A 25906-nucleotide genomic window follows, 5' to 3' on the forward strand; every position below is an offset into this window, starting at 1 on the left:
TGTATCGTGCAGGGTTAGGCATTCTTTATGCAGAAACGGACAATCATAGGCGCGACAGTTGGGGAAGAAACGCCGCAAAAGGTGGGTGTTCTCTTGTTTCCTGGATTTTCGAACCATTGCCTGGCGAATGCGATTGAACCTTTGCGGGCGGCCAATACCTTGTCCCGCCGAGAATTGTATCAGTGGCGTTTTCTAACGATAGATGGCGAAACAGTGCGCAGTTCCTCGGGGTTGTTTGTGGAACCTTACGCCACATTGCGCGACGGGCGCGGCGATATGCTGTGCCTGATGCCGTCCTATGATTATCAGGTGTTGGCGACGGTTGCTTTGCAGCGTCAATTGCGAGAGGCCGCCAAGCGGTATCGGGTGATGACCGGGCTTGATACGGGCAGTTGGCTTTTGGCGAAATCGGGGCTTTTGGACGGGTATAAGGCGACGATCCATTGGGAAGAATTGACAGAATTTGCCGAGACTTTCCCTGAAATAGAGTCTTTGCGTGAACGTTTCGTCATTGATGGTAACCGGATTTCCTGTTCTGGGGCGATGGCTGCTTTTGATCTGGTGATGCATCTGATTGGGCGCGATCACGGCCCACTTTTGGCGCTGGAAGTTGCACAGTTGTTTATGACCCAGGAGGCCGCGAGATCATCAGAAGTATCACCGCGCAGGCGCAGCCGGACGGTGGATAAGGCGGTGTTTCTGATGCAGGAAAACATTGAAGAGCCACTGACGATTGCTGCGATTGCGAAGCAGGTTGGTTGCACTCAACGCACGCTTGAGCGCCACATGCAGGCTGAATTAAAGGCGCGACCGCAGCTTGTATATCGGCGCTTGCGGCTTAATCTCGCTCGTAAACTTGTGGCGGATAGTGATTTGGCGGTCGCAGAGATCGCATTGCGCAGTGGTTATGAAAACCCGTCGGCGTTAACGCGTGCGTTCAAGGTGGAGTTTGGTGAAACACCACGGGATCTGCGGGCGCAAACTAGGTGAATTTGCGGTAAAGTCGCGTGAGATCGAAGATCTCGTCAAGCTGTTCAAAGCGTTGACGGGTTTGGGGCCAGTCTTTTTCTTGAACGCCGGCGATCAACGCTTCTAGCAGCATGATAGTGGCGATGTTGCTGTCCCAAGCCGAAGGAATTTCGCCCCAACACGTGAACACGGGGTCGGCGATTTTGGAAACAGGCGAACCCCATTGATCGGTGATCAACACCACCTTCACACCACGGCTTTCGGCCAATTCCGCGAGGCGTTGTAGGTTGGTTTCATAGCGGCGAATATCAAACATCAGCAGCACATCGCCGGGTTTCATATCGACGACATAATGGGGCCAAGTCGCGGCCGAGCTGGTCATATGTGTCACATCGGGGCGGATCGCCTGCATATGGGTGAAAGCGTATTCGGCCAGCGCGCGGGTGATGCGACCGCCAACGACGAACAGCTGCGATTCCCGATTGGAAAGCAGATCCACAGCACGTTCAAAGCTGTCAGTGTCCACATGGCGCAGGGTTTGGCGCATGTTTTTCATGGCCGCATCTGCGAAACGATTCAGAAGATGCGATTCGGGGGCCTCTGCGGCCCAAAGTTCGTGTTTTTGCACAGGACCTGACAATTGGGCTTCCAATTCGCCGCGTAAAGCTTCGTGAAATTGTGGAAAACCGCGGTAGCCTAATTTTTGTACCATGCGCCCCACAGTGGGTGTGGAAACCCCTGCGTTTTCAGCGACAATCGTGATCGAGGCCAAGCCAGACGCAGGGTAATTTTCGAGCAATGTATTGGCAAGTTTGCGTTCGGTTTGGGTGAGCGTGTCATACTGCAGGCGGATCAGCTCGCGTACGGTTTCCTGAGGTTCCTGCATATTTTCTGACACTTTTTCCCCTTTTATGCGGTCAATTTTTGGGCCTGTTTTCCGAACATAGACCGTACGTCAGATAAATGCAAAAGCTGTGAAATTATATTGACAGAAGTAATTCTGTAAGAAATTATCTCTTCAATAAGGCTAGGTGCATGTATGCATCTGGGCCTGTTAGGGGGATGATCTGTGCTAAACGAAACCACAATCGGCGAGGTTCTACGCATCAGCAATGCTGAGGGCGCGGGCGATGTTGTGGTCATCTGTGAACATGCGTCGGCTCGTATCCCTGATGTTTTGGATGGGCTTGGTTTGGATGCTTCCAACCGGCACGCTCATGCGGTGTGGGATCCTGGCGCTTTGCGTGTAGCGGAGCATATCGCCCAGATTTTATCGGCGCCGTTGGCCCAGGCTGAGATCTCACGTCTTGTCTATGATTTGAACCGGCCGCCAGATGCGCCCGGTGCGATGCCCGCGAAATCTGAATTGGTGGATGTTCCGGGGAATGTTGACTTGATGCAGTCCGAACGGGATCAACGTACGGCGTTGATATACAATCCATTTTGTCAGGCGGTGAATGATCTGTTGGATGCGCGTTTGGCGCGTCGGCAATTCACGGCTGTTGTGACAATTCACAGTTTCACGCCAGTTTATTACGGCAAGGATCGCCCAACCGAAATTGGCATTCTACATGATAGTGATACGCGCCTTGCGGATGCAATGTTGGCGCAGCCCGCGCCGCGTCGCACGGATCGCAACATGCCATATGGGCCGGAAGATGGGGTTACCCATAGCTTGCAGCTTTACGGCATCAATCGTGGCCTCGCCAATGTGATGATCGAACTGCGCAACGACCTGCTGACCAATGACGCAGATTGCATCCGTATGGCGGATGAAATCTTAGTGATGTTGCGCCCGGCCCTTGCCAGAGTGATCGCCGAGGAGGGCGCGAAATGAACGGTATTCTTCGGGGATATATCCGCTGGACAGATGCGTTGAATTACCGGATCGGGCGCGTCGCGATGTATTTGATCTTTGCTCTGGTCGGCGTGTTGCTGTGGTCGATCATGTCGCGAATTTTGTCGTTCAATATCGAAGGGTATCGCCCCGCCAATTGGACGTTGGAAACCGCGCAATTTGTCATGGTTGCCTATTACATTTTGGGCGGCCCCTATTCGATCCAATTAGGGTCTAACGTGCGGATGGATCTGTTTTATGGCGGCTGGACGGTGAAGCAAAAAGCATGGATGGATTTCTTCACAGTCTTCTTTTTGTTCTTCTATCTGGGTGTGCTTTTGCAGGGCGCGGTCAGCAGCCTGTCCTATTCGCTTGGCTATTACAAACTGGACGGGCAATGGGGTTTTCTGGGTCAGATCATCTGGGGGTTTTTGACGGGTGGGCCATCCGGCGCGGGTGAAATCATCGGACGCTTGGAAGTTTCTGCAACCGCTTGGAAGCCGGTGCTTTGGCCGATCAAATTGACGCTGGCGTTGGGTATCACATTGATGATCATCCAAACCCTATCTGAGTTCTTCAAGGACATACTTCGCATCAAAGGGGAAGACATCTGATGTCCCATGAACTTATCGCAACTTTGATGTTTTCGGGCATGATGTTGATGTTACTCACAGGCCAACGCGTGTTTGGTGCGATTGGCTTTATCGGTGCTTTGGCGGCCGTGTTGCTTTGGGGCACGGGCGGGGTCGAGATCCCGTTTTCCAGCGCCATGAAGCTGATGAAATGGTATCCTTTGCTGACACTGCCGATGTTTATCTTCATGGGCTACGTGCTGTCTGAAAGCAAAATTGCCGATGACTTGTATAAGATGTTCCATGTTTGGATGGGTCCCGTGCGCGGTGGTTTGGCGATTGGCACGATCCTGTTGATGGTGTTGATTTCCGCGATGAACGGCCTGTCTGTGGCGGGGATGGCGATTGGATCGACCATCGCTTTGCCTGAACTTTTGCGCCGTGGATATGATAAAATAATGGTCACGGGCGTTGTGCAGGCGGGGTCATCTTTGGGTATCCTTGTGCCGCCGTCCGTGGTCTTGGTTCTATACGCGATGATCGCGCGTCAACCCGTTGGGCAGTTGTGGCTTGCCGGTGTTTTGCCTGGGCTTTTGATGGCGACAATGTTCATCATCTACATCTATGTGCGATGTCGTATTCAGCCGCATCTTGGTCCGATTTTGCCCGCAGAAGAGCGCAACATCCCCATGTCAGAAAAACTACGCCTTCTGCGCGCGGGTCTTCTGCCGCTGGGTATTTTCTTTGTGATGATGTTCCCCTTTGTTAAGGGTTACACTTCCCTTGTCGAAAGTTCCGCCATTGGTGCGCTGGCCGCGTTTTTTGCCGCGATCCTAAAAGGCCGCATGAACCGCGAGGTGTTTGAGGTCTCCGTGCGTCAGACCATGGCGATTTCTTGCATGTTCATGTGGATCATTCTCGCTGCCCTTGGCTTTGGCGCGGTGTTTGACGGCCTTGGTGCTGTGAAAGCGATTGATCATCTGTTTACCGATCAACTGGGTCTGTCCCCTTGGATGATCCTGATCTTGATGCAGCTCAGCTTCCTTCTGATGGGCACCTTCTTGGATGACACCGCGATGCTTGTGATCGTCGCGCCGCTTTACGTGCCGCTTGTTGGGGTGCTTGGTTTTGATCTGATTTGGTATGGTGTGTTGTACACGATTACCACGCAGATTGCATATATGACGCCGCCCTTTGGCTACAATCTGTTCCTGATGCGCGCCATGGCACCGCCGGAAATTGGCCTGATGGATATCTATCGTTCGATCATTCCATTTGCGCTGATCATGGTCGTGGCCTTGGGGCTTGTGATGGTCTTCCCACAGATCGCACTTTGGCTGCCTGGATATGTCTACAACTAATTAACCAGTAAGAAGCCCGCGTCAAAGCGGGACAAAATCAACAAAGGAGAAGAGATTATGACGACAAGACGTAAGTTTTTAGCCTCCGCTGGTGTTGGCGCTGTTGGCGCAAGCCTTGCTGCACCGGCAATCGCTTCGGGTAAAATCACCTGGCGCATGCAAACCTATGCTGGTGCTGCTTTGGCGGAACATGTGATCACGCCTGCGATCAATATGTTCAACAAAATCGCCGGTGACCGGATGGAGATCGAGCTGTACTACGCCGATCAACTGGTTCCAACAGGCGAACTTTTCCGTGCGATGCAACGCGGCACAATTGATGCGGTGCAGTCCGATGATGATTCAATGGCGTCACCGACCGAGGTCACTGTTTTCGGTGGGTATTTCCCATTCGCAAGTCGTTATTCCTTGGACGTGCCTGTGTTGTTCAACCAATACGGCCTGAATGAAATCTGGGACGAACAGTATTCCGCAGTGGGTGTGAAACACATCTCAGCCGGTGCTTGGGATCCGTGCCACTTCGCAACCAAAGATCCGATCCGTTCCCTTGCAGACATGCAGGGCAAACGCATCTTCACCTTCCCAACTGCGGGTCGTTTCCTTGAACAGTTCGGCGTCATCCCGGTGACGCTTCCTTGGGAAGACATTGAGGTTGCGGTGCAAACCGGCGAACTTGACGGTATCGCATGGTCTGGCATCACCGAGGATTACACTGTTGGCTGGGCCGATGTGACCAACTACTTCCTCACCAACAATATTTCCGGTGCCTGGGCAGGGTCTTTCTTTGCCAATATGGATCGCTGGAATGAACTGCCAGAAGATTTGCAAACTTTGTTCCGCGTCTGTACGGATCAATCGCATTACTATCGTCAGTGGTGGTATTGGGGTGGGGAAGCGTCCCTCCGGGTGAATGGTCCGAAGATGGAATTGACGTCTATTCCTGATGAAGAATGGGCAACAGTTGAAGATTCCGCTGTCAAATTCTGGGATGAAATCGCCGCAGAATCTGAAACGAAAGCGAAGGTTGTTGAGATCTTCAAACAGTACAATGCGGATATGGCCAAAGCTGGTAAACCGTACCGTTACTGATATGACCCTGCGGGGCGGTCACAGTGCCGCCCCGGATTTTTTGGAAAAATCCGACACGGAATTCGTCACGAATTCCGGTTGGAAAAGATGAAACCAATGAGGCCCACCTATGACCCAGCCTAAAACAATGCGCTTTGAAGATTTGAAAGCCAAAGTCACCAATGGTGACATAGATACAGTTTTGATCTGTATGATTGACATGCAGGGTCGCTTGATGGGCAAGCGTTTGGTTGCGCAGTATTTCATCGACAGTGGTTGGGAAGAAAGCCATTGTTGTAACTACTTGCTGGCAACAGACCTTGAGATGGCAACGCCAGATGGCTATGCCTCGACTTCGTGGCAGGGCGGTTATGGTGATTACATCATGAAGCCCGACCTTGAAACTATTCGTCCGATGCCCTGGCTTGAAGGTACCGTGATGGTGCTGTGTAATGTGCTCGATCATCATCACAATCCGGTGCCACATTCGCCGCGCGCTGTGTTGCAAAAGCAGATCAAGCGTTTGGAAAGCATGGGGTTCTCGGCGGTCATGGCGACGGAGCTTGAGTTCTTTCTCTTTGCCAAATCCTTTGACGAAATCCGCGCGGAAGGCTTCCGCGATTTGGAACCGATCAGCGCTTACAATGAAGATTACCACATCTTTCAGACCACCAAAGAAGAACATGTGATGCGCCCAATCCGCAATCATTTATACGCCGCTGGCATCCCGATTGAGGGGTCAAAAGGCGAGGCAGAAGCGGGTCAGGAAGAGCTAAACATCAAATACGCAGCCGCCATGGATTGCGCGGATCATCACACGATTGCGAAACATGCGGTGAAGGAAATCGCCTGGCAGCAGGGCCATGCCGCAAGCTTTTTGCCCAAATGGCATAAGGACCGTGTTGGGTCAGCATCACATGTGCATCAGTCGCTTTGGAAAGACGGCGAGAACGCGTTTTTTGAAGCGGATGCGGAGTATGGCATGTCTGATCTCATGCGTCATTACATGGCGGGCATGATCAAATATTCCAGCGATATGATGGTGTTTTTGGCGCCTTATGTGAACAGCTATAAGCGCTTCCAAAAGGGCAGTTTTGCCCCCACCGGCACGGTCTGGTCGATTGACAATCGCACGGCGGGTTTCCGTCTGTGTGGTGAAGGCAGCAAGGCGATCCGCGTGGAATGTCGCGTTGGCGGGGCCGATCTGAACCCGTACCTTGCCATGGCAGCACAGCTGGCGGCCGGGATTGCTGGGATGGAAGAAAAGCTTGAATTGCAAGCGCCCCAGGGTGGTGATGCGTATAATGATCCTGACGCGAAGAAATTGCCTGCGAACCTGACGCAATCCATGGAAGCGCTGAATGCGTCGGACATGTTGAAAGCGGCGTTTGGCGAAGATGTTGTCGCGCATTACCACCGTTGTGCGCAGTGGGAACAGGAAGAATTCGACCAGGTTGTGACCGACTGGGAAATCGCGCGGGGCTTTGAGCGGGCATAGGGTTGCACCGTTAAAGTTGAGTATTTTTGGCAAGATGAAAAGGGGGCGGACATTGCCCCTGATCGTGAAAAGGAAAATGGCATGGGCCAGATTTTGAAATGTATCTCACCGATAGATGGATCCGTTTGCGCGGAACGTCCGGTGTTGTCGCTTGAGGCTGCACAAGCAGCGGCCAAAGCAGCGCGCACGGCACAAAAGGCTTGGGCTGCACGCCCGGTTCAGGAACGGGTTGATCTTGTGATGGCGGGTGTTGCGGCTGTCGGTGCGATGAACGATGAAATTGTGCCAGAGCTTGCCCATATGATGGGGCGCCCCACCCGTTATGGTGGCGAATTTGGTGGCTTTGAGGAACGTGCGGGTCACATGGCAAGCATCGCTGTGGAAAGCCTTGCAGACATCGAAGTTGGCGAAGATGCGACATTTAAGCGTTACATCAAACGTATCCCCCACGGTGTGGTTTTTGTCGTTGCGCCCTGGAACTACCCTTATATGACGGCGATTAACACGGTTGCGCCTGCCTTGATTGCGGGCAACGCGGTTTTGCTGAAACACGCGACGCAGACCTTGCTTGTGGGCGAACGTATGGCGCAGGCGTTTCATTCTGTGGGCATTCCGAAGGACGTGTTCCAAAACGTGTTTCTATCCCATGATGTGACCAATGATCTGATCGCGGGCAACGCGTTTGATTTTGTGAACTTCACGGGCTCTGTGGGCGGTGGTCAGGCGATGGAACGCGCCGCTGCGGGCACATTTACCGGGGTTGGTACGGAACTCGGCGGTAAAGATCCGGGCTACGTCATGGAAGACGCGGATCTGGATGCAGCCGTGGATACGTTGGTTGATGGCGCGATGTTTAACGCGGGGCAATGTTGCTGCGGGATTGAACGGATTTACGTGCATGAAAGCCTGTTTGACGCCTTTGTGGAAAAGGCTGTTGAAATCGTGAAGGGCTATAAACTGGGCCACCCGATGGAGGCTGAAACCACCATGGGTCCGATGGCGAATGTACGGTTTGCGACTGAGGTTCGCACCCAGATCGCGGAAGCCGTGGCCGATGGGGCCGTGGCACATATCGACACAATGGCTGAGGACGACGGCGGTGCTTATCTGACGCCGCAAATCCTGACCAATGTTGATCATTCCATGCGCGTCATGCGCGATGAGAGCTTTGGTCCGGTTGTTGGCATCATGAAAGTGTCTTCCGACGCGGAAGCGATCAAATTGATGAACGACAGCGAATTTGGCCTGACCGCCAGCCTTTGGACGCAAGATGTCGACCGGGCGGCGCGTATTGGCGATGACCTGGAAACCGGCACAGTATTCATGAACCGTGCCGATTATCTTGATCCGGGCCTGTGTTGGACCGGCTGCAAAAACACCGGGCGCGGGGGTGGCTTGTCTGTGATTGGCTTCCACAACCTGACCCGTCCGAAATCCTACCACTTGAAGAAGGTAACGACATGAACCTTGTTGGAAACTGGTCCTATCCGACCACGATGAAGTTCGGCGCTGGCCGTATCAGTGAGCTGGCTGAGGCCTGCAAAAGCCTTGGCATGAAGCGCCCGCTTTTGGTCACGGATAAGGGGCTAGCGCCTTTGCCGATCACTGCACAGGCCTTGGATATTCTTGAGGCAGCCGGTCTTGGGCGCGGGATTTTCTCTGAAGTAGACCCTAATCCAAGTGAATTGAACCTCGCTGCCGGTGTTGCCGCTTATAAGGCGGGCGACCATGATGGTGTGATTGCTTTTGGTGGGGGCTCTGGTCTGGACCTTGGTAAAATGGTTGCGTTCCACGCCGGTCAAACCCGCCCGATCTGGGATTTTGAGGACGTGGGCGATTGGTGGACCCGTGCGGACGCCGACGCCATCGCGCCGATCATCGCTGTGCCGACAACTGCTGGCACGGGGTCCGAGGTTGGTCGCGCGTCTATCCTCACGAACTCCGTCACGCATGAGAAGAAAATCATCTTCCACCCCAAAGTTCTGCCCGCGATTGTGATTGCGGATCCTGAACTGACCGTTGGCATGCCGGGCTTTATCACGGCGGGCACCGGGCTTGATGCTTTTGCCCATTGCGTTGAGGCGTATTCCTCCCCGCATTATCACCCGATGTCGCAAGGCATTGCGCTGGAAGGCATGCGTTTGGTCAAGGATTACCTGCCGCGCGCGTTCAACGATGGCACCGATATCGAGGCCCGCGCGCATATGATGTCGGCGGCGGCTATGGGGGCGACGGGCTTCCAAAAGGGCCTTGGCGCGATCCATGCGCTCAGCCACCCAATTGGGGCGGTTTACAACACCCATCACGGCACGACCAATGCGGTTTGCATGCCTGCGGTGTTGGACTTTAACGCTTCTGCAATCGCGGATCGCTTCGACATGGCCGCAGCGTATCTGGGGATTGAGGGCGGCTTTAAGGGCTTCCAAAGCTTCGTGCAAGACTTCAACGACAGCCTCGGCATTCCACGCAAATTGTCAGCACTGGGCGTCGACGACAAACAGCTGGATGAGATGACCCGCCAGGCCCTTGCCGACCCATCCTGCGGCGGAAACCCCATCGCGTTGACAGCGGAAAATACACGTCAGCTGTTCGTGGATTGCATCTAATTTTAGCATATTGCTGTAGATATTTCCCTGTCCTGAAAATATCCGGGCAGGGAAAATGCGGTTTTAGTGACGTATTTTCCATAAATCCGCTGAAATCTGGACTTATTTTCTCATTTGGCCATGTATAGAGAAAATTGTGAAAATCAGCGCAAATACTAGTTTTGCAAGATATTTTTTGACATTTTTCGTCGTATATCATCTGATTGTCATATGGCTTTTAGATTCTGGCTATATCCCTGTGCCGCAATGACCGATTGTCTGGTACACGGAGGAGCGTTTTCGGGATTACCATTCCGGAACACAGGTTTGGATTAAACCGGCGGAGGCTGGTGAGGCAAACCAAAATTCGTGTCGGGACAACCGGCCGATCAAAAAACTAGGGAGAGTTTATATGACAAAATCTACGATTAACCGCCGCTCGGTGCTGAAGGGCACCGCAGCTGTTGGTGGTGCTGCGCTTGCGACACCTGCATTGGTACAAAACGCGCTGGCAACATCTGGCGAAATCAACATTCTTATGTGGTCCGACTATTTGCCCGATCAGTTTATCTCTGACTTCGAAGGCGAAACCGGCATTAAGATCAATTACACCGGTATCGGGTCGAATGAGGAAATTATCAATAAGATGAAGGCGACCAATGGTCAGGGCTTTGACATCGTGTCACCGACCAACAACCGTTCCCTTCAGTGGGAGCCACTTGAGCTTCTGCAACCGTTTGACATGTCCCGCGTTGAGATTGATCGCGTGAACCCTGCGATGTCCGCCATTGGTGAAAACGCTTGGAACTTTGGTGGCAATGGTTCCACCTGGCTGCCACATATCTGGGGCACTGAAGGCATGGCTTGGCGCACTGATCTGTGGGCTCCGAATGGGGATGCGCCATCATATGGTGACGTTTGGTCCGAAGAAAATGCTGGCAAAACCATGGGTCGCGCACATTCCATGATGCTGGGTGCCGGTCTGTACATGGAAGCCTCTGGCGAAATGGAGGCAGGTTCCATCTGGGCTGCTTATGAAAACGAAGAAAAGATGCGTGAAGTCTGGGGCAAAGTCACCGATTGGTGTGTCGCACGTAAAGATCGCATTAAACTGATCTGGAATGACGCGGATAGCCAGAAAAATGGCCTGCTGAATGACGGTGTGATCGTGGGTCAAACTTGGGATGGTCCACCACTTGCGCTTAAATCTGCGGGTGATCCTGTAACCTACCAAGCACCTGTTGAAGGCGCGATGGCTTGGGTTGACGGCATGTCCATGCCAACTGGCGCGACCAACACGGATCAGATCTATGCCTTCATCGAATTTGCATATCGTGCGAAAGATGCTGGCGTTGCAATCGACAGCCACGGCTATAACAGCCCGGTTCTGGGTGCAGATGCACACACCGGTGATGTTTATAAGAAGAACTTTGCGGAAGCTTATCCTGGTGACAGCTTGGCAAACCTGAACCCATGGCCTGCGGAAGCGCCTTGGTATGCGGCTGTTCGCACAGAGTTCGTGAACCGTTTCAAATCTGCATAAGCGGATTGTCAGAAACACGATCCGGTCCCTGTTTGGGGCCGGACCCTTCCGGGGCTGACGCCGGAACAACGACCACCATTAGGTGGCAAACGTCAGAATTACTTACAGCGGGGAGAATAATATGAGTGCTGGTGTCGGGGTAAACCTCGAGAACCTATGGATTAGGTTCGGCGATTTCGTTGCAGTGCGCGACGCAAACGTAAATATCAATGGCGGCGATTTCTTTTCGTTCCTCGGCCCATCAGGCTGCGGGAAGACGACGATTTTGCGGTCTGTTTCAGGATTTCTTGACCCGTCCGAAGGCCGGGTTCTGATTGGTGGCAATGACATGGCGGGCATTGGCCCGAACAAACGCCCCACAGCTTTGATCTTTCAAAACCTCGCCTTGTTCCCCCTGATGAAAGTCTGGGAAAACATCACGTTTTCAATGGAAATCGCCGGGGCTTCTGCCAAGGAACGCCGCAAACGTGCGGACGAACTTTTGGACATGATCGCGCTGCCGGGGCAGGGCGATAAGTTGCCGTCTGAACTGTCTGGTGGTCAGAAACAACGTGTGGCGATTGCGCGTGCGCTTTGTGCTGAACCTGATGTGTTGCTGCTGGATGAGCCGCTTTCAGCGCTTGACCTTAAGCTGCGTCAACATATGCGTACAGAACTTCGCGAAATTCAAAAACGCGTTGGCATTACCTTCATTTACATCACCCACGACCAAGGCGAAGCGCTGACCATGTCAGACAATATCGCTGTGATGAAAGCGGGTATCATCGATCAAATCGGTGACGGCAAAACCATTTACAACGATCCATCAACCGCCTTTGTTGCGTCTTTTGTGGGCGAAAATAACGTCTTCCGTGGCACGGTTAAGGAAATCCGTGGCAAAGAAGCATTGATCGCCACCAACCGTTCCGGTGATCTGGTGTCACGCATTTCCACGGCCAATCAGGGCAAGATGAAGGTCGGCGACGAAGCCATGATGTTCATCCGCCCCGAAGCTTTGTCGATCGCGGAAACAGGCAGTGCAGGCGATCATTTCGTGACGGCGAAGGTCAATCATGAGGAATTTGAAGGCAACACGTTCAACATCTTCACGGAAGGTGACGGCGGTAAGGAAATCAAAGTATCGATCCCCAATCTTGGTCAAACTTTTGAGGACCACACCGGTCAGCAGATCACCTTGGAATATGAGACACAGAATGCTGTGGCTGTTCCTGCCGGTGAACTGGCGACGGAATAAGGGGGCGTTATGAAAAACGGTTTCTTACATAACTTTTACCAGCATAACGGAAAGGTCCTAGGCACGACGTTGCTTGTGGTTATGACCTTCTGGATCGGGGTGTTGATCATCCTGCCCCAGCTGTCGATGTTGGATTATTCGCTGCGTGAATACCTGCCTTCTGGTGAAGTTGGGGATTACACGCTTAAAAACTACCGCCACCTGATTTATGGGGCCGAGGGCGCATCTGATGCTTACAACTATGTTGATCTAAAAGTATTCATGCGCACGATCATCGCCGCTATCTGTGTGACGATCTTTAACCTTTTGCTGTGCTATCCGATTGCGTTTTTCCTTGGCCAAGTCGCCAAGGGCATGAAGCTGCGTATCTTCGCGATGCTGTTGATTATTCCATACTGGATCAATGAAATTCTGCGTGCTTTCGCGTTGAAAATCATCTTCGGTGCAACGGGTATGATCAACGCTGTGTTGATCGGCATGGGGATATTGGATGAACCTTTTGACTTTATCCGGGCGGATGTCGCGCTTTATGCGGGGCTTGGTTATGCCTATATTCTGTTGATGGTTTTCCCGATGTACAACGTGATCGAAAGCCTTGATGGCAACCAAATTGAGGCCGCCCGCGATCTGGGTGCACCTTGGTGGCGGATCCATTGGCGCATCGTTGTGCCTTATGCAAAACCTGGCATCTCGTCTGGTTGTACTATGGTGTTTATGTTGTCTGCGGGCGCACTTGCTGCACCTCAGATCCTAGGTGGGCCCAGCTCGCTTTGGTTCACGCAGATCATTTACCAATGGTTCAACGACGGCGGAAATTGGTCGCAAGGCGCGGCATATGCCGTCGTGCTTTTGGTCAGCTGTATCATCATCGTGCTTGCATTCATGAAGCTGTTCAAAGTTAACATGGGGGATATTGGCAAATGAATAATCTCTTCCTTCGTGTATCGATCTGGGTCTATCTCGGCATCTTCTTTGCCTATCTGCTTGGTCCATTGGTCATCATGGCGATCACGGCGTTTAACTCCAATGGTTTTCCAAGTGTCAGCCCTTGGGAATGTTTCACCTATGCTTGGTTCTCTGAGTTGTTTCAGGATGAACGTATCCTAAACGGCATTAAGAACTCAGTTATTGTGGGCATTGGCACTGTGATCATGTCTGTGACCATGGGGCTGTCAGGTGCGCTGATCCTGACACAGGTTTGGCCAAAGCTGCGGGCGACCTATTACACCATCGTGATTGCGCCGATCTTGGTGCCTGGCGTGGTGTTGGGGATCTCAACAGTTGTGTTCTGGCAGCGGGTGAACAATTGGCTGGGTCTTGGCCCAGACAGCATCCTGGCAGATGGTCTGTTCCTGACAATCATCGGCCAATCCACCTTTATCGCCAGTTACTGTATGCTGGTTCTGGTGGCGCGTTTGCAGCGCTATGACCTGACCCTGAACGAAGCTGCTTTGGATTTGGGCGCGTCCCATACCCAAGCGTTTACCAAGATCCTTCTGCCCTTCATGATGCCCGCGATTGCGACATCTGCAGTGCTGGCGTTTCTGGCGAGCTTTGAGAACTATAACACCACGACCTTCACGTTCGGTGACTATCCGACCTTGACGATCGAGCTGGCGCAAAAAGTGCGTTACGGTATCAGCCCTGCGATTTCGGCCTTGGCCTTTATCATCATTGTGGGGACGGTGTTTGGAGCCTTGACCAACGAAGCTTTGAAGCGCCGCAAGGAACTTCAGGCGGCTGCATCTGGTGATACGGTTGCAAAGGTTGACGGTGGTTTCCGTCTGCCAAGCTTCCTATCACGCAACCCAGCTATGATTGCTTTGATCATGTTGGTTGCCGCTGTGGGTCTGTCGGTGGTGAATTCCATGTCGCATAATCCTGCGCAATGTATCGCACAGGTTCAAACCGAACGTCAGGAACAACGTGCCCTTGAAGCAGAAGCAAACTTGCGGGCCTTGGCGGAACGTCGTGCTGCAGCAGCTGCGGCGCGTGCGGCAGAAGCGGCGGCCAATGGGGAGACCGTGGAAGAAGAAACAACCACGGCACCGGCATCATCTGGCAACAGCACAGGTGCATTCGGCAACGTCTTTGCACCGACCAACCTTGATGGTGCAGAAGATGGCGAGGCTGAAGCAACAGAAGAAGCCCCAGCCAGCCCATTCGGTTCGGTCTTCGACCCAGGAAACCTCGAAACCGAAGGCGCATCAGACAACAACTGATACATCCTGAAAACATAAAAACGGGCGCCAAACCAGGCGCCCGTTTTCGTTTCCCGAATTGTCTGATTTTTGGATGTTTGAAATCATTGTTTCGAAAATGAATTAAATGCACCCTTCGGTAGAATCAAATTTTACGTGATTCACCTTTAGGTTATTGATTTTGCACAAAAGTACAGGTTGAGCGAAAAGGCGTTCCGCAGCTACATGGGCAAGTTCCCCAGTATCGCAGTTCCCCCCTGACGCATGTTTTTCGCGTTGCTTTAAGCCGCCGAGCAGCCAATGACTGACAGAACCATACTGGTGTATTCCCTCGCCGACCTCGGTATTACCGGTGGTAACTATGTATTCGGCACGATCGCGACGAGTGGCACCTTTACCGTTGCCGCAGGTGCAACGCCGTCTGTTGCCACGGTTTCTGACACAGACAACGAAGACAATATCTTCAATGACGGTCGGCCCAATTCCCAGGGCGGGTTTTCTCAGGCACCGTTGCAACGGCTGACGGGTAACATTGATGGTACCGTTTTTGATGACGTGCTGACCAATCCTGAAAATGAGTTTGAGGTTTTCAATTCTTCCGGCGTCTCTGTCGGATTTATCTATGATCTGCACGAGGGTAACTCAGCAAGCTTTGATTCTTTGCAAGGCTATGTCACCACATTTGAACTGATAGCGGGTGAAACATATACTGTTGGGCCACCCAATGGCTTGGGAAATGCCACTTACAGTGAACTTCTGACATGTTTTGCGAAGGGCACGCTGATTGCGACTGCAGCAGGGCAGAAGCAGATCGAAGACCTTAAGATTGGCGATCTGGTGATAACGCGGGACCATGGATGCCATCCGATCCGGTGGATAGGCAGCCGCACAGTCGCGGGGCAAGGCAGCTTCGCACCGATCATATTTCGCAAGGGTGTGCTCGGCAATACACGGGATTTGTGGGTGTCTCCCCTTCATCGTATGTTGTTGAAGGGTTGGAGATCGGAACTCCTGTTTGGCGAAACTGAAGTTTTGGCCTGTGCCAAACATCTTGTGAATGGCGACACGATCTTTAGCGAACCATGTGAAACGATTACGTATTATCACATGCTTTTTGACGAACATGAGATCGTTTCGGCTGAGAATTGCCTTTCGGAAAGTTTCTTTCCCGGGCCGACCACCATTGGATCAATTGAGGACGCGGTGAGGCAAGAGCTGTTTGACCTGTTTCCTGAGCTCGCCGTTGCGCCAGACGCTTACGGACCAACGGCGCGGAAATGCTTGCGTGGGCGAGAGGCCAGCTTGCTGGTGCACCCCTAAGGGCAGGAATATTCTTCAAGGGGTATGCGAAGGGTATGCCGCAGCTGCATATTTGCCCGCTAGCGTGGCCTGACTGTCTCGATGGGGCCGTCTTTTGTAATCATCGTCGTGCTAAGGGTATGGTCGGTGTTCTGCATCCGATGGCGCAAAAGCTTTTGGGTTAGACGCAACATCTCGCTGGCGAATGCGGGGTTGTCGGCGAGGTTCTCAAGCTCTCCCTGGCCATCTGCGTCAAACAGCATCGGGTCCATCCCATCGGCAAACTGCACCAACGTAAAGCGATCTTCCCTTAGGATTGCGCAATTTGCGTTGCTTTGGTGCAGGCCCAATTCGCGTTCCCAAGGGGTTGATGAAATTGGGTTGGCAAAATCATGTTCTGAATAGGAATAATCGCGCCAGTCTGGGGTTTCGCCTTTGACCCAGGGCATCAAGGACCGTCCATCCATAGAAGATGGGCGGGCTTGTCCGATCCAGTCAAGAATGGTGGGGGTGACGTCGATGGATTCCGTAAAGGCACTGATCTTATGTGGTTTTTCACCGGGGGCGCGGATGATCAGCGGCGTGTGATAGGCCGCATTGAATGGGGCAAGTTTCCCCCATGCATGACGGTCGCCAAGCAATTCACCATGGTCCGCAGTGACGACCAGTAGGGTGTCTTCATATTGCTCGCTGTCCTTAAGCCATTGCACAACGCGCCCGAGGTGATGGTCGACTTCGGTCGCTAGGCCCAGATAGATCGCACGTAAAGTTTGGACGTTTTCGTCACTGTCATCAAGATTGGCGAAACCCTCCACGGTGCTGGCTATATCGGCATAGTCATGCAGGGGTTTCATATAGGGATGAAAGGCCTGCTCATCCGCGCGTGTCAGGCGCTCGGGCAGGGGCAGGGACGCCGGGTCGTACATGTCGTTATAGGGCGCGGGAGCATTGAAAGGCGGATGAGGGCGGATCCAAGTGAGGTGCGCGAACCAAGGCTTATCCCCTTGATTTTGAAGACCCTTCAAACATTCATTGGCAAGAAACGCAGTATCGCTGTCTTCGGCCGCATAGAGGGCAGGATCATTCGGACGTGGGCTTTGGCCGGCAGGCGTGTTTACGCGGAAAATGTCAAATATGTCGTCGCCTTCGATGTCGTAGCCTTTGGCGCGTAGGTCATCCCGCCAGGCCACACTTTGTTCAAGGCGCATCTCGCAGACCTCGGTAAACCCGTTCATGGGGTGTTCGTAGGTGGTGAGAGATGGGTGACCTTCAGGGTATGCGCGCGGGTCTTGCGATGTGTCGGTATAGCCAAACAAAAGCGGATCATATCCGGCTTTTTTTACTTCAGTTGCGATGTTGGGGGTGTCATGGGTAAGAGGGGTCCCATTGCGGATGCTGCGATGGTTCATCGCATAGCGTGATGTTAGGATCGATACGCGCGAAGGTCCGCAAGGGTTTGTCGCGGAATAGTTCTTCTCAAACACCACGGCGTCATCCATCAAAGCGCGAAGATGTGGCAGATCCACATGTTCAGCCAAAGCGCCAGCAAGACAGTCGGCGCGCAATTGATCAATAATGATGAACAGAACATTCTTCCGAGGCATTGCTGTGTCTCCTGTTTTTTTGGGCCTTTTTAAAGTTGCTAATGAGACCTCAGCAGCGGGGCAATCAAAATTTTCAAATTTATGTCGATATCATCTTTTGGACATAAACAGTTTGTAAAATGGCGTGACGGGATTTGCGCCGAGTGGCCTGTGTTTTCGGGAACGTATTTGACAATGGCCTTGGCGGACGTCAGAAATTAATCATCCCTTGCGCCAAGGCACTTGCCTCGGGGCGCGACATTATTGTGGCAGGAGAGCCCATGAAACATATTTGTAGTAAATCACTTTTGCTAAGCTCCGTTGGGATGCTTGCTGCTTCCGTTGGGGCCGTCGCGGCACAAGATGTTGGGGCCTGTGGACAGCCGGTTGTTTTGACGCAGGCCCAACATGAGCTGAGCGGAACGCCAGGTGCTGCGATTGATTCACGTGTGTCGATGGCAAGGCATGAACCTGCTTACATCGAATTAGACCTTACAGTTGCTTCGGGTATTACGATTGAAACACTGGCTTTAGATGTTGATCCGGTTGTGGTGATTTTTGATGCCACGGGTGCCGCGTTGCTTGGCAATGATGATGGTGGCAGTGATCTGAATTCTCTGGTCAGCTTGGAACTTGAAGCGGGGCAATATTGTGCGCAGGTCAGCACCTATACTGATCTCCCCAATGGCAGCGGGACACCCATCGGATATAATGCGGAAGTTGCCCTGCAAATCCGTACCGGTGTGGAAACCCCAGTCGTATCCCCATTTGTAAGCCCAATTGGGGAGGGAGGCGACAACGCAGCCAACCCAAGTGAATGCTATGCGATGGCAAACCTTACCCAGATTGAGGATCCTATCGGTGATGGTATGGAAACCATCAACTTGAGTGGTGCGACGCCATCAGCATTTTCTTTCAGCGTTGCAGATGGCACGCGCATGTCCCTGATCGCACGCAGTACTGAGCTGGATACAGTGTTGACCTTGGTTGACGTCAATGGTGCCGAGATCGCCACCGACGATGACGGTGCGGGCGGCACAGACAGTCATATCGGTATTGATTACGGGTTACCTGCTGGGGATTACTGTGTGGCGGTGACGGGCTATGATCCGGCAGCGACAGGGGCCGTTGACTTTACGATCTCTGAGTTTTCTGATGAGGTCGCGGCACGTGCTGACACGAATATGCCCAGCGATCCCTGTGGCAATGCGGAAAACACAACGGTTTTGAACGCGCCATTTGTCGCTGGTGGAACAGCCGAGATGCTGCAAGGTCTGCTTGCGGGTGACAGCCAAGACTTCAGCTTTGAGTTGGCAGATCCAATGGCTTTGCGTCTCACGGCAACCAGCAATAGCTTCGACACGTATCTGTGGCTGCACACGGCCGATGGTACGAAAATTGGCGAAAATGATGATGCAGACGGGCTTGGCATCGGAAGCCGCATTGATAACAGAACGGAACTTCCTGCAGGGTCGTATTGTGCATCGGTCACGGCCTTTGGCAACGAGGGAAGCGGCGCGTTTGAACTGACATTGATGGAGCTGTCGGAAGCAGCGCTGTTGGCGGAAGCCTATGACAATGCTGAAATTCTGCCGCCCGCAAGTTCGGGAATTGAGATGGTAGATCTGGGCGTTTTAGAACGCAACCTTCGTACGGAGAACGCAGGCGGCGAAACCCAGTGGTATTTGTTTGAAGTCGATACAGAAAGCTTTGTTGTGATTGACGGTGTTTCTGTTGGTGGCCCTGCGGAAATCGTTTTGTTTGACTATGAAGGCACCGGGCAACGTATCGCGACAAGTCTGGTGAATTCTGATGAAACGAACACACGTTTGGTCAAAAAGGTTGGATCTGGGATCTATGCCGTGGCCGTTGTGCCTGATCGTTCGTCCAGTGCGACTGTTGGCGCGTCTAGCCTGTCGTTACAGCGCTATATCCGTCCACCACGTTAAGGCGTGCGCCTATAAGAAAAAGAAAAACCGGCATGTTTGATGCCGGTTTTTTTATGCGTGGAATGAAGGGCGCTTAGAAATCGACCGTGACACCAGGCAGGTTCAGGCTTTTCATCAATTCGCGCAACTCTTGGCGTGCGGTCACGTTCGAAATGTTCATCTGACCGGCAACACCGATGTCGCGTAGATCCAGCAATGTTAGGCCGCGCGGAAAGAGTTCACGGAAGATCACGCGATCACCGAACCCTTTGACGACGCGGAACCCAATACGCTTGGATAATGCTGTCAGGGCCTCTTCCATTTTGCGTTTGTTGTGCATCGCTTGGGCCGCAAGGCGGTTGCGTACGATGATCCAGTCGATCGGGGGCAGGCCTGCTTGGGCACGCAATTGGCGCGCGTTCCAGACCATCTCTGAGTAAACAGAAGGACCTTTGATTGCGTTGGTTTCAGGGTCGATTTGTGCCAAGAGATCGAAATCGATGAATGAATCATTCAGAGGTGTGACCAATGTGTCAGCCAAGGAATGCGCAACCTGACTTAGGCGAGTGTGTGAGCCAGGGCAGTCAATCAGGATAAAGTCACAATTGGTTTCCAGCATAGCGACGGCGGCGGACAAGCGCCGGTCATAGATGTTTTCACCTGGTTGCAGTTCCGACTGATCCACTTGAGGCAAATCGTGATATTCGGGCGACGGCAATGTTACGCCTGCCGCCTGCATTTGTAGATTACGGTTCTGAACAAAACGGCCAAAGCTTTTCTGGCGAAGGTCCAAATCCAGCACCCCAACCTTATGCCCCATGCGGACCAATGCAGTGGCGATATGCATGGCGGTTGTGGATTTCCCCGACCCGCCTTTTTCATTTCCAACGACGATAATATGCGCCACGACTGCCCCCGGCCTGTTGTTTGGTTACCCAATTGCGGCAACTATATATAGTGTATTGCAATATGGGAAGTCGCAGCGCTTTTCAAGCAATCCCGTTATAGAGCGCGCGTAATACCGCCATCGACGCGAATGTTTTGTCCGGTGATGTATGCTGCGGAATCTGATGCGAGAAACGCGATTGTCGCGGCGACTTCCTCGGTGGTGCCGTATCGTTCCATTGGGATGCGGGATCTGAACTCTTCTTTTTCGGGCAGTGAATTGATGAACCCAGGTAGTACATTGTTCATTCGGATCCCCTTGGCTGCGTATTTGTCTGCGAAGAGTTTGCTGAAAGCAGCAAGCCCCGCGCGCATGACGCCGGAGGTGGGGAAGACCGGGTCAGGTTCGAAGGTGGCGAAGGTCGTGATATTGATGATTGATCCTGCTCCCTGCGCTTCCATGATTTTGGTGACAAGGCGGGTGGGGCGTACGGCGGACAGAAAGTAGACTTCCATGCCTTGGTGCCAATCGTCGTCGGATAGGCCCAATATTTCGTCGCGGGGGCCGTGACCTGCACTGTTCACCAACACGTCAATCCGTCCCCAAGCATCCATTGCAGCATCGACGATGGCTTGCACATCATCGTTGTTCTGGTTGGACCCGGTTACGCCTATGCCGCCCAGTTCAACTGCCAATGCTTCGCCCTTACCGGATGACGACAATATGGCGATTTTGTATCCGTCTGCTGCTAGCCTACGGGCGGCAGCCGCGCCCATGCCTGATCCGCCTGCGGTGATGATGGCGGTTTTCAATGTGTCAGTCATTTGTTTGATCCTTTTGCGATGGTCCTTTCATCTTGCAGAATTTGAGGGGTTCGACACTTCATGTCTCGTGCACTATGCTGTAGGAAATCTACAGGATATACATGTGTCACATCTTCCATCTCTTACTGCACTTAGGGCCTTTGAAGCGGCTGCCCGGTATGAAAATTTTCGCGAAGCTGCGGAAGAATTGAACGTGACCCATGGTGCGGTTGCACAGCAGATACGTGGCCTCGAGGCTGATTTGAAAACGCCCTTGTTTCAGCGGCTGACCCGTGGTGTGAAATTGACGCCGGAGGGCAGGGCATATGCCGCTGACATTCGGCAGGGATTGCACACGCTCAAGGACGCAACGAATAAGGTGTTGGGTAAGGCTGAGAAGACCGCGTTGGTTCTAAGTGTCACGCCATCCTTTGCCAGTTGCTGGCTGTTGCCCCGACTGCCTGGGTTTTCTGATCTGAGTAAGGTTGATTTACAAGTCAGCGCATCTGAAGCCACAAGCGATGTGGTGGGGGGCGAGGCAGATTTGGCGATTCGCCAAAGCCCGCCGCCTTATGCCAAAGGCATTACGCATAAACTGTTGTTTCCCGGTGACAATGTTATTGTCGGCCTGCCAAATTTGATCCGGGGAATTGTAACTGTGGAAGATCTTTGCGACTCGAATTTGCTGCACGATGGCCATGCCGGATGGGCCGGGTATTTCGCCAGAAATCTAGGTGTGGTGCCGGATAAGGTTGAGAATGGTTTACGCTTCAACCAAGCCGCGATGTGTATTCGCATGGCGTGCGGAGGTGAAGGTATTGCCTTGGTACCCAAGATTTTAGTGCAAAAAGAACTTGCGGATGGAACATTGGTAGAGTTCTCGGGGCCAGCGCCTGATGCCGGGTCGGGTTTTTATTTGGTATGGTCTGAAAAGCATGGCTGCAGACGGGATGTTTCCCGCGTCTGTGACTGGCTTTTGCAGCAAGCAGATGCGTAACCTGCGGTCATTATTTCGTTAGGATCAGTTTGCCAGCTTTGGTGATGCGCAGAACATACGTTTGATCATCAAGAAGGATGGTCGCACATGGGTTGCCTTGCGTCAGCAGGCGCGCGTCGTAGATGGATTGTTGTTGCGGAACGGATGTGCTTGTCAGCGTGTTTGGGTGGGCGATTGCATTCATGTCGTTTCCTTGTCTGTTCGCTTGATTCCATTTCACCGACCTATTCTGGTCTGCTGATATAATATCTGATTGTTTTAGTCAGATAAGTCAATAGACTCTTTTTGTCGACTACTGGAATGGCCTTCGCGTCCTGTAACCTGAGGGCCAGGGATAATATAAGAAACAGGGCGTCCAAGGATGAGCGCGCGACAGAAGGGGATGCAGCAGGGCCAAGCCTGTGCATCTGCTGTTCGCTGGGAATTGTGTTTCACCCCAACACCATATGCGTTGAGGTGGTGTTTCATGTCTTAGAACTTGAAGTCAAAGTTAAGATTTGCGCCAAAGCTTTCATAATCAGTCCCGATGCCATCATAGAATGTGGACATTGAAAGCATGGCGCCAGCTGGCATCCGATAGGTGCTGCCGGCACTGACGCGGGCGCGTAGACCTTCGTAATCGGTGGTGGCATTGGTGACCGAAGAATAGATTCCGCGCAGACCGCCGTTCAAAGACAGTGATCCAGATGCAGCCGGAAGTGGTGTGTCAAAATCCATGCCCGCCGTGAGTTGGGTCAGTTGGATCTTTTGACGGGGGATCAATTGACCGCTGGTTGTGGTGTAAGCCTGTTGTTTGTCCGAGGTCCAACTGAGGTCAAACAAAGGGTTCAGTTTGGTCTCTTCAATGGCGATCTCGCCAGAAACTTGCAGCTGCGCCAACCAACGTTCCGTGTCAAAATTGTCGACCTCGTCACCAATTGATATGGTGTTGTCCGTTTGGCCATACAGAAGGCGACCTTCAAAGAATAGAGGTTGTGTAGCAGATTTTGCAACAAAATAGGGGCCGAGAAGCCAGCCATCGCCGGACGCAGAGTTCGCCTCTTGGCGCATGGAATCCAGTTGTAACATCCCGCCGATCAGAAGATCTGGGGTGATCGTTTGGTGGGCCCCTAGGGTCAACAAAGTGTAGGATGTGTTGTCCGACCAACTTGCCGCAAGCGCCGCCCAACTGTTGCTTGAGGATATACACCCGGATGCACTGCCGCCGCCTTCTGATGCATTGGCATTGAAGGCGTTACAGCTTCTGTCACGTAAGAAATGTGTTAAGCCAGCCTGGTTTGATGCCAAAGCATTGGCACGGCTTGCCATGAAATCAGAGATCGCCTTTTGAGTGATTTCCACGCGGGTGCTGGAGACTGTGACAGCATTGGAAACAGTGCTGCCATTGCTTGCCGTGTCTTCGGCTGCGCCAGCGGGCACTTGGATGGTGACGTCTCCGGAATTATCCGGAGTGATCTCAACCGTATACTGCGCAGGCGTGTTTTGCGTGATGGATGTCGCGGCGCCGTTGGTCACGGTTAGATCGCCAGCGATGTCATCAAACCCTGAGACATCTTCGTTGAAGGTGACATCAAGGGTAAATGGGGTCGTGCCTGAAAAATTTGTCGGTGCGCCAGATACGGTGACGGATGGGGCTTCGCTGTCGGCCTGTGCCACGCTGGCCGGTGATGAGGGGAGGTTGCCATTCTGCGCACCATCGACTGCCGCGTCTTCGGGCACCCGGATGGTGACTTCGCCGGTCCCATCGGGGGTGATTTTAATTGTATAGGTCGAGGGTGTGTCTTGAGTGATAGACGTGGTCGTGCCGTTGGTGACGGTGACATCGCTGAGGATATCACTAAACCCAGTTACATCTTCGGAAAAAGTCGCAGTGACTGTGAACGGCGTTGTACCGACGGCCGTTGTGGTGCTGCTTGAAAGGGCAACAGTGGGGCGTGTCATGTCGCTGAGAATGGTAACCACTGCAGATGGAATGTTTGGGCTGAAACCTGGCTGGGAATATGCGGTGAAAGTTGGAACCGCGATTGTAATATCACCTGTATTTGTTGGGGTGATTGTTATCATAAAGTCCTCAGTTGGAGTGAAGTCAGATGGAGGTCCAGTTACAGTTGCATTCGTTATATTGAGTCGGTTGAAGTCGAAGAATATGACGGGTGTGCTGAAACGAACGGTTACGTCAAATGGCGTAATTTCATTGAATGCTGCGGGGGCTCCAATGATCTCCACCGAAGGGGCATTGGCGTTGAAGAACGCAGTGACTTCATTTGACGCAGTGTTCGGGTCTCCTGCGCCGTTTTCGGCGACGCCTGCTGGGACAGATAGTGTCACATTGCTTGTGCCTGTGGGTGTTAACGTCAGTGTATAGCTGGAGGGCCCGGCCGAGACCGCGTTACATTGGCGTTTGTAATGTTCACGTCCCCTGGTGTGCCAATGGGGTCGAATCCGGATACATCGTTGTCAAAGACAACTGTCACATCAAACGGCGATGCATTTATGGTGCCGGGCATCCCAACAACTTCGGTCAGAACGACATTCGGGTCGTAAATCACAGTCACTTCGGACGAGAGGATGTTCTGCGTTCCTGCGAAATCCTGCGCAGCATTGGCTGGAACTGTCATTACTATATCCCCAGCACCTGTTGGAACGACCGTCAACGTATATGATGCGCCGTTTTGCGAAACGGCAGTGACGCTTGCGTTGGAAATGTTGAAGTCGCTGCTTTCAGAAACTGGATCAAATCCGGTAACATCGCGTGAAAAGGTGGCATCGACATCGAAGGGCGTTGTCCGGTGAACTGTTGTTAACGAAGGGGTGATGATGGGTTCGGGGGCGGGCGCATTGAGCGGAATAATACTGGCGATTGCGATCGTATTGGTGACCCCGGAAGCTGCAAATTCATACCGGGAACGAACTCCGGTTGCGTCATCCGTGCCGATGAATGAATAGCCAATATATGTTTGGCTTTCGTAGATTTGGCGACCTGTGGCTTCGTCTGGATAAATCTCGGTGTAGATAATGCTTCTATCTGCAGGGGAAATCACCAAATCTGCAACGTCAGAGATACCACAGTTTTCGATGGTTGATTGGGTAAGTACGGGGCGACTTGTACTTTTAGAATAACCACTGCGAAACCCAGACCATGCATTGCTAAGAGTTGCGGTAATATATGTGCCGCCAGGGAAGGCCCCATCTAGGGTCAAGTAGACCCTGCCTTGCCCTGTTTGGGGTGTGTAGGCGGCCTGCATATGAGCGGTACATGTGCCCAACGGTGTGTTTTTGAAGTGGGTTAGCCCATCAAATGCTTGCGCCGGTCCAAAGCTCAAGATCAATGAGGCGACCACGGCGCGAGTCATCGCAAAAATACGTTTAAACATTTTGAACCCCAGCACTCGTAAACACAAAATCTAATTGCGTATTTCATCCCGTCTTGGAAGTGCAAATTTAAATTTTCGTTACGTTAAATCTAAAATGTAGATTTTGCGGCTCACTTTTAACGGTCTTAGGGCAAAGAAAAAACCCGGTTGCGTTGCAACCGGGTTTCT

Annotated in this window: 23 protein-coding genes; 16 read left to right on the forward strand and 7 right to left on the reverse strand. The window is 52.6% G+C overall.

The window, feature by feature from the left end; translation table 11 throughout:
• Positions 1-27 precede the first annotated feature (27 nt).
• Entirely contained in the window at positions 28-990 is a 963-nt protein-coding gene (locus tag RJ38_RS13645; RefSeq protein WP_039019423.1) for a GlxA family transcriptional regulator, read from the forward strand.
• Here RJ38_RS13645 and RJ38_RS13650 read toward each other — a convergent pair.
• Complete coding sequence (locus RJ38_RS13650; RefSeq protein WP_039019424.1) at positions 983-1855, reverse strand: MurR/RpiR family transcriptional regulator; 873 nt, start codon at positions 1853-1855, stop codon at positions 983-985. The genes RJ38_RS13645 and RJ38_RS13650 overlap by 8 nt on opposite strands.
• Before the next feature lie 183 nt (positions 1856-2038).
• Between RJ38_RS13650 and RJ38_RS13655 the strand changes: the two genes are divergently transcribed.
• The 12 genes from RJ38_RS13655 (at position 2039) to RJ38_RS18220 (ending at position 16188) form a co-directional block, all read left to right on the forward strand.
• Positions 2039-2806: an N-formylglutamate amidohydrolase gene (locus RJ38_RS13655; RefSeq protein WP_039019425.1), complete on the forward strand. Its 768-nt coding sequence runs from the start codon at positions 2039-2041 to the stop codon at positions 2804-2806.
• On the forward strand, positions 2803-3420 hold the full coding sequence (locus RJ38_RS13660) for a TRAP transporter small permease subunit (protein ID WP_039019426.1): 618 nt from the start codon (positions 2803-2805) through the stop codon (positions 3418-3420). Before RJ38_RS13655 ends, RJ38_RS13660 begins: the two co-directional genes overlap by 4 nt.
• Entirely contained in the window at positions 3420-4739 is a 1320-nt protein-coding gene (locus RJ38_RS13665; RefSeq protein WP_039019427.1) for a TRAP transporter large permease, read from the forward strand. Before RJ38_RS13660 ends, RJ38_RS13665 begins: the two co-directional genes overlap by 1 nt.
• Before the next feature lie 57 nt (positions 4740-4796).
• On the forward strand, positions 4797-5828 hold the full coding sequence (gene dctP / locus RJ38_RS13670) for a TRAP transporter substrate-binding protein (RefSeq protein ID WP_039019428.1): 1032 nt from the start codon (positions 4797-4799) through the stop codon (positions 5826-5828).
• Between the two features lie 109 nt (positions 5829-5937).
• On the forward strand, positions 5938-7305 hold the full coding sequence (locus RJ38_RS13675) for a glutamine synthetase family protein (protein ID WP_039019429.1): 1368 nt from the start codon (positions 5938-5940) through the stop codon (positions 7303-7305).
• Positions 7306-7386: 81 nt separating this feature from the next.
• Positions 7387-8769: an aldehyde dehydrogenase family protein gene (locus RJ38_RS13680; protein ID WP_039019430.1), complete on the forward strand. Its 1383-nt coding sequence runs from the start codon at positions 7387-7389 to the stop codon at positions 8767-8769.
• Positions 8766-9911: an iron-containing alcohol dehydrogenase gene (locus RJ38_RS13685; protein ID WP_039019431.1), complete on the forward strand. Its 1146-nt coding sequence runs from the start codon at positions 8766-8768 to the stop codon at positions 9909-9911. Before RJ38_RS13680 ends, RJ38_RS13685 begins: the two co-directional genes overlap by 4 nt.
• Positions 9912-10302: 391 nt before the next feature.
• Entirely contained in the window at positions 10303-11433 is a 1131-nt protein-coding gene (locus RJ38_RS13690; RefSeq protein ID WP_039019432.1) for an extracellular solute-binding protein, read from the forward strand.
• 121 nt (positions 11434-11554) lie between these two features.
• Positions 11555-12667, forward strand: coding sequence for an ABC transporter ATP-binding protein (locus RJ38_RS13695; RefSeq protein WP_039019433.1), 1113 nt, complete (start codon positions 11555-11557; stop codon positions 12665-12667).
• Positions 12668-12676: 9 nt separating this feature from the next.
• The gene (locus RJ38_RS13700) at positions 12677-13591 is read left to right on the forward strand and encodes an ABC transporter permease (protein ID WP_039019434.1); all 915 of its coding nucleotides are present in this window, start codon (positions 12677-12679) and stop codon (positions 13589-13591) included.
• A complete protein-coding gene (locus tag RJ38_RS13705) occupies positions 13588-14889 on the forward strand; it encodes an ABC transporter permease (RefSeq protein WP_039019435.1) in 1302 nt (433 codons plus the stop codon). The genes RJ38_RS13700 and RJ38_RS13705 overlap by 4 nt, the downstream gene beginning before the upstream one ends.
• Before the next feature lie 279 nt (positions 14890-15168).
• On the forward strand, positions 15169-16188 hold the full coding sequence (locus RJ38_RS18220; RefSeq protein WP_082005749.1) for a Hint domain-containing protein: 1020 nt from the start codon (positions 15169-15171) through the stop codon (positions 16186-16188).
• 59 nt (positions 16189-16247) lie between these two features.
• Here RJ38_RS18220 and RJ38_RS13715 read toward each other — a convergent pair whose 3' ends face one another.
• Positions 16248-17771 carry a sulfatase-like hydrolase/transferase gene (locus RJ38_RS13715; protein WP_039019436.1) on the reverse strand — a complete coding sequence of 508 codons (1524 nt, stop codon included), beginning with the start codon at positions 17769-17771 and terminating at the stop codon, positions 16248-16250.
• A 260-nt stretch (positions 17772-18031) separates the two neighbouring features.
• On the opposite strand from RJ38_RS13715, the gene RJ38_RS13720 reads away from it, so the two are divergent.
• A complete protein-coding gene (locus tag RJ38_RS13720) occupies positions 18032-19699 on the forward strand; it encodes a DVUA0089 family protein (protein WP_039019437.1) in 1668 nt (555 codons plus the stop codon).
• Between the two features lie 73 nt (positions 19700-19772).
• Here RJ38_RS13720 and RJ38_RS13725 read toward each other — a convergent pair whose 3' ends face one another.
• Positions 19773-20585 carry a division plane positioning ATPase MipZ gene (locus RJ38_RS13725; RefSeq protein WP_039019438.1) on the reverse strand — a complete coding sequence of 271 codons (813 nt, stop codon included), beginning with the start codon at positions 20583-20585 and terminating at the stop codon, positions 19773-19775.
• 95 nt (positions 20586-20680) lie between these two features.
• Positions 20681-21388: an SDR family oxidoreductase gene (locus RJ38_RS13730; RefSeq protein WP_039019439.1), complete on the reverse strand. Its 708-nt coding sequence runs from the start codon at positions 21386-21388 to the stop codon at positions 20681-20683.
• A 103-nt stretch (positions 21389-21491) separates the two neighbouring features.
• Here RJ38_RS13730 and RJ38_RS13735 point away from each other — a divergent pair, with 103 nt between their 5' ends.
• Positions 21492-22364, forward strand: coding sequence for a LysR substrate-binding domain-containing protein (locus tag RJ38_RS13735; protein WP_162183574.1), 873 nt, complete (start codon positions 21492-21494; stop codon positions 22362-22364).
• A 10-nt stretch (positions 22365-22374) separates the two neighbouring features.
• Here RJ38_RS13735 and hemP read toward each other — a convergent pair whose 3' ends face one another.
• Together hemP and RJ38_RS13740 are read right to left on the reverse strand one after the other, a co-directional pair.
• Positions 22375-22548 (reverse strand): hemin uptake protein HemP, encoded by a 174-nt coding sequence (gene hemP / locus RJ38_RS18575; protein WP_082005751.1) that lies wholly within the window; start codon positions 22546-22548, stop codon positions 22375-22377.
• 287 nt (positions 22549-22835) lie between these two features.
• Positions 22836-24428, reverse strand: coding sequence for an Ig-like domain-containing protein (locus RJ38_RS13740; protein ID WP_039019440.1), 1593 nt, complete (start codon positions 24426-24428; stop codon positions 22836-22838).
• Between the two features lie 151 nt (positions 24429-24579).
• Here RJ38_RS13740 and RJ38_RS13745 point away from each other — a divergent pair, with 151 nt between their 5' ends.
• A complete protein-coding gene (locus RJ38_RS13745; RefSeq protein WP_156121870.1) occupies positions 24580-24729 on the forward strand; it encodes a hypothetical protein in 150 nt (49 codons plus the stop codon).
• Here RJ38_RS13745 and RJ38_RS13750 read toward each other — a convergent pair.
• Entirely contained in the window at positions 24719-25738 is a 1020-nt protein-coding gene (locus tag RJ38_RS13750; protein WP_039019442.1) for an Ig-like domain-containing protein, read from the reverse strand. The two genes, RJ38_RS13745 and RJ38_RS13750, sit on opposite strands and share 11 nt — an antisense overlap.
• Positions 25739-25906: the final 168 nt, after the last annotated feature.

The organism is Halocynthiibacter namhaensis, assembly GCF_000812685.1.
In the GTDB taxonomy this organism is placed as follows: Bacteria; Pseudomonadota; Alphaproteobacteria; order Rhodobacterales; family Rhodobacteraceae; genus Halocynthiibacter; species Halocynthiibacter namhaensis.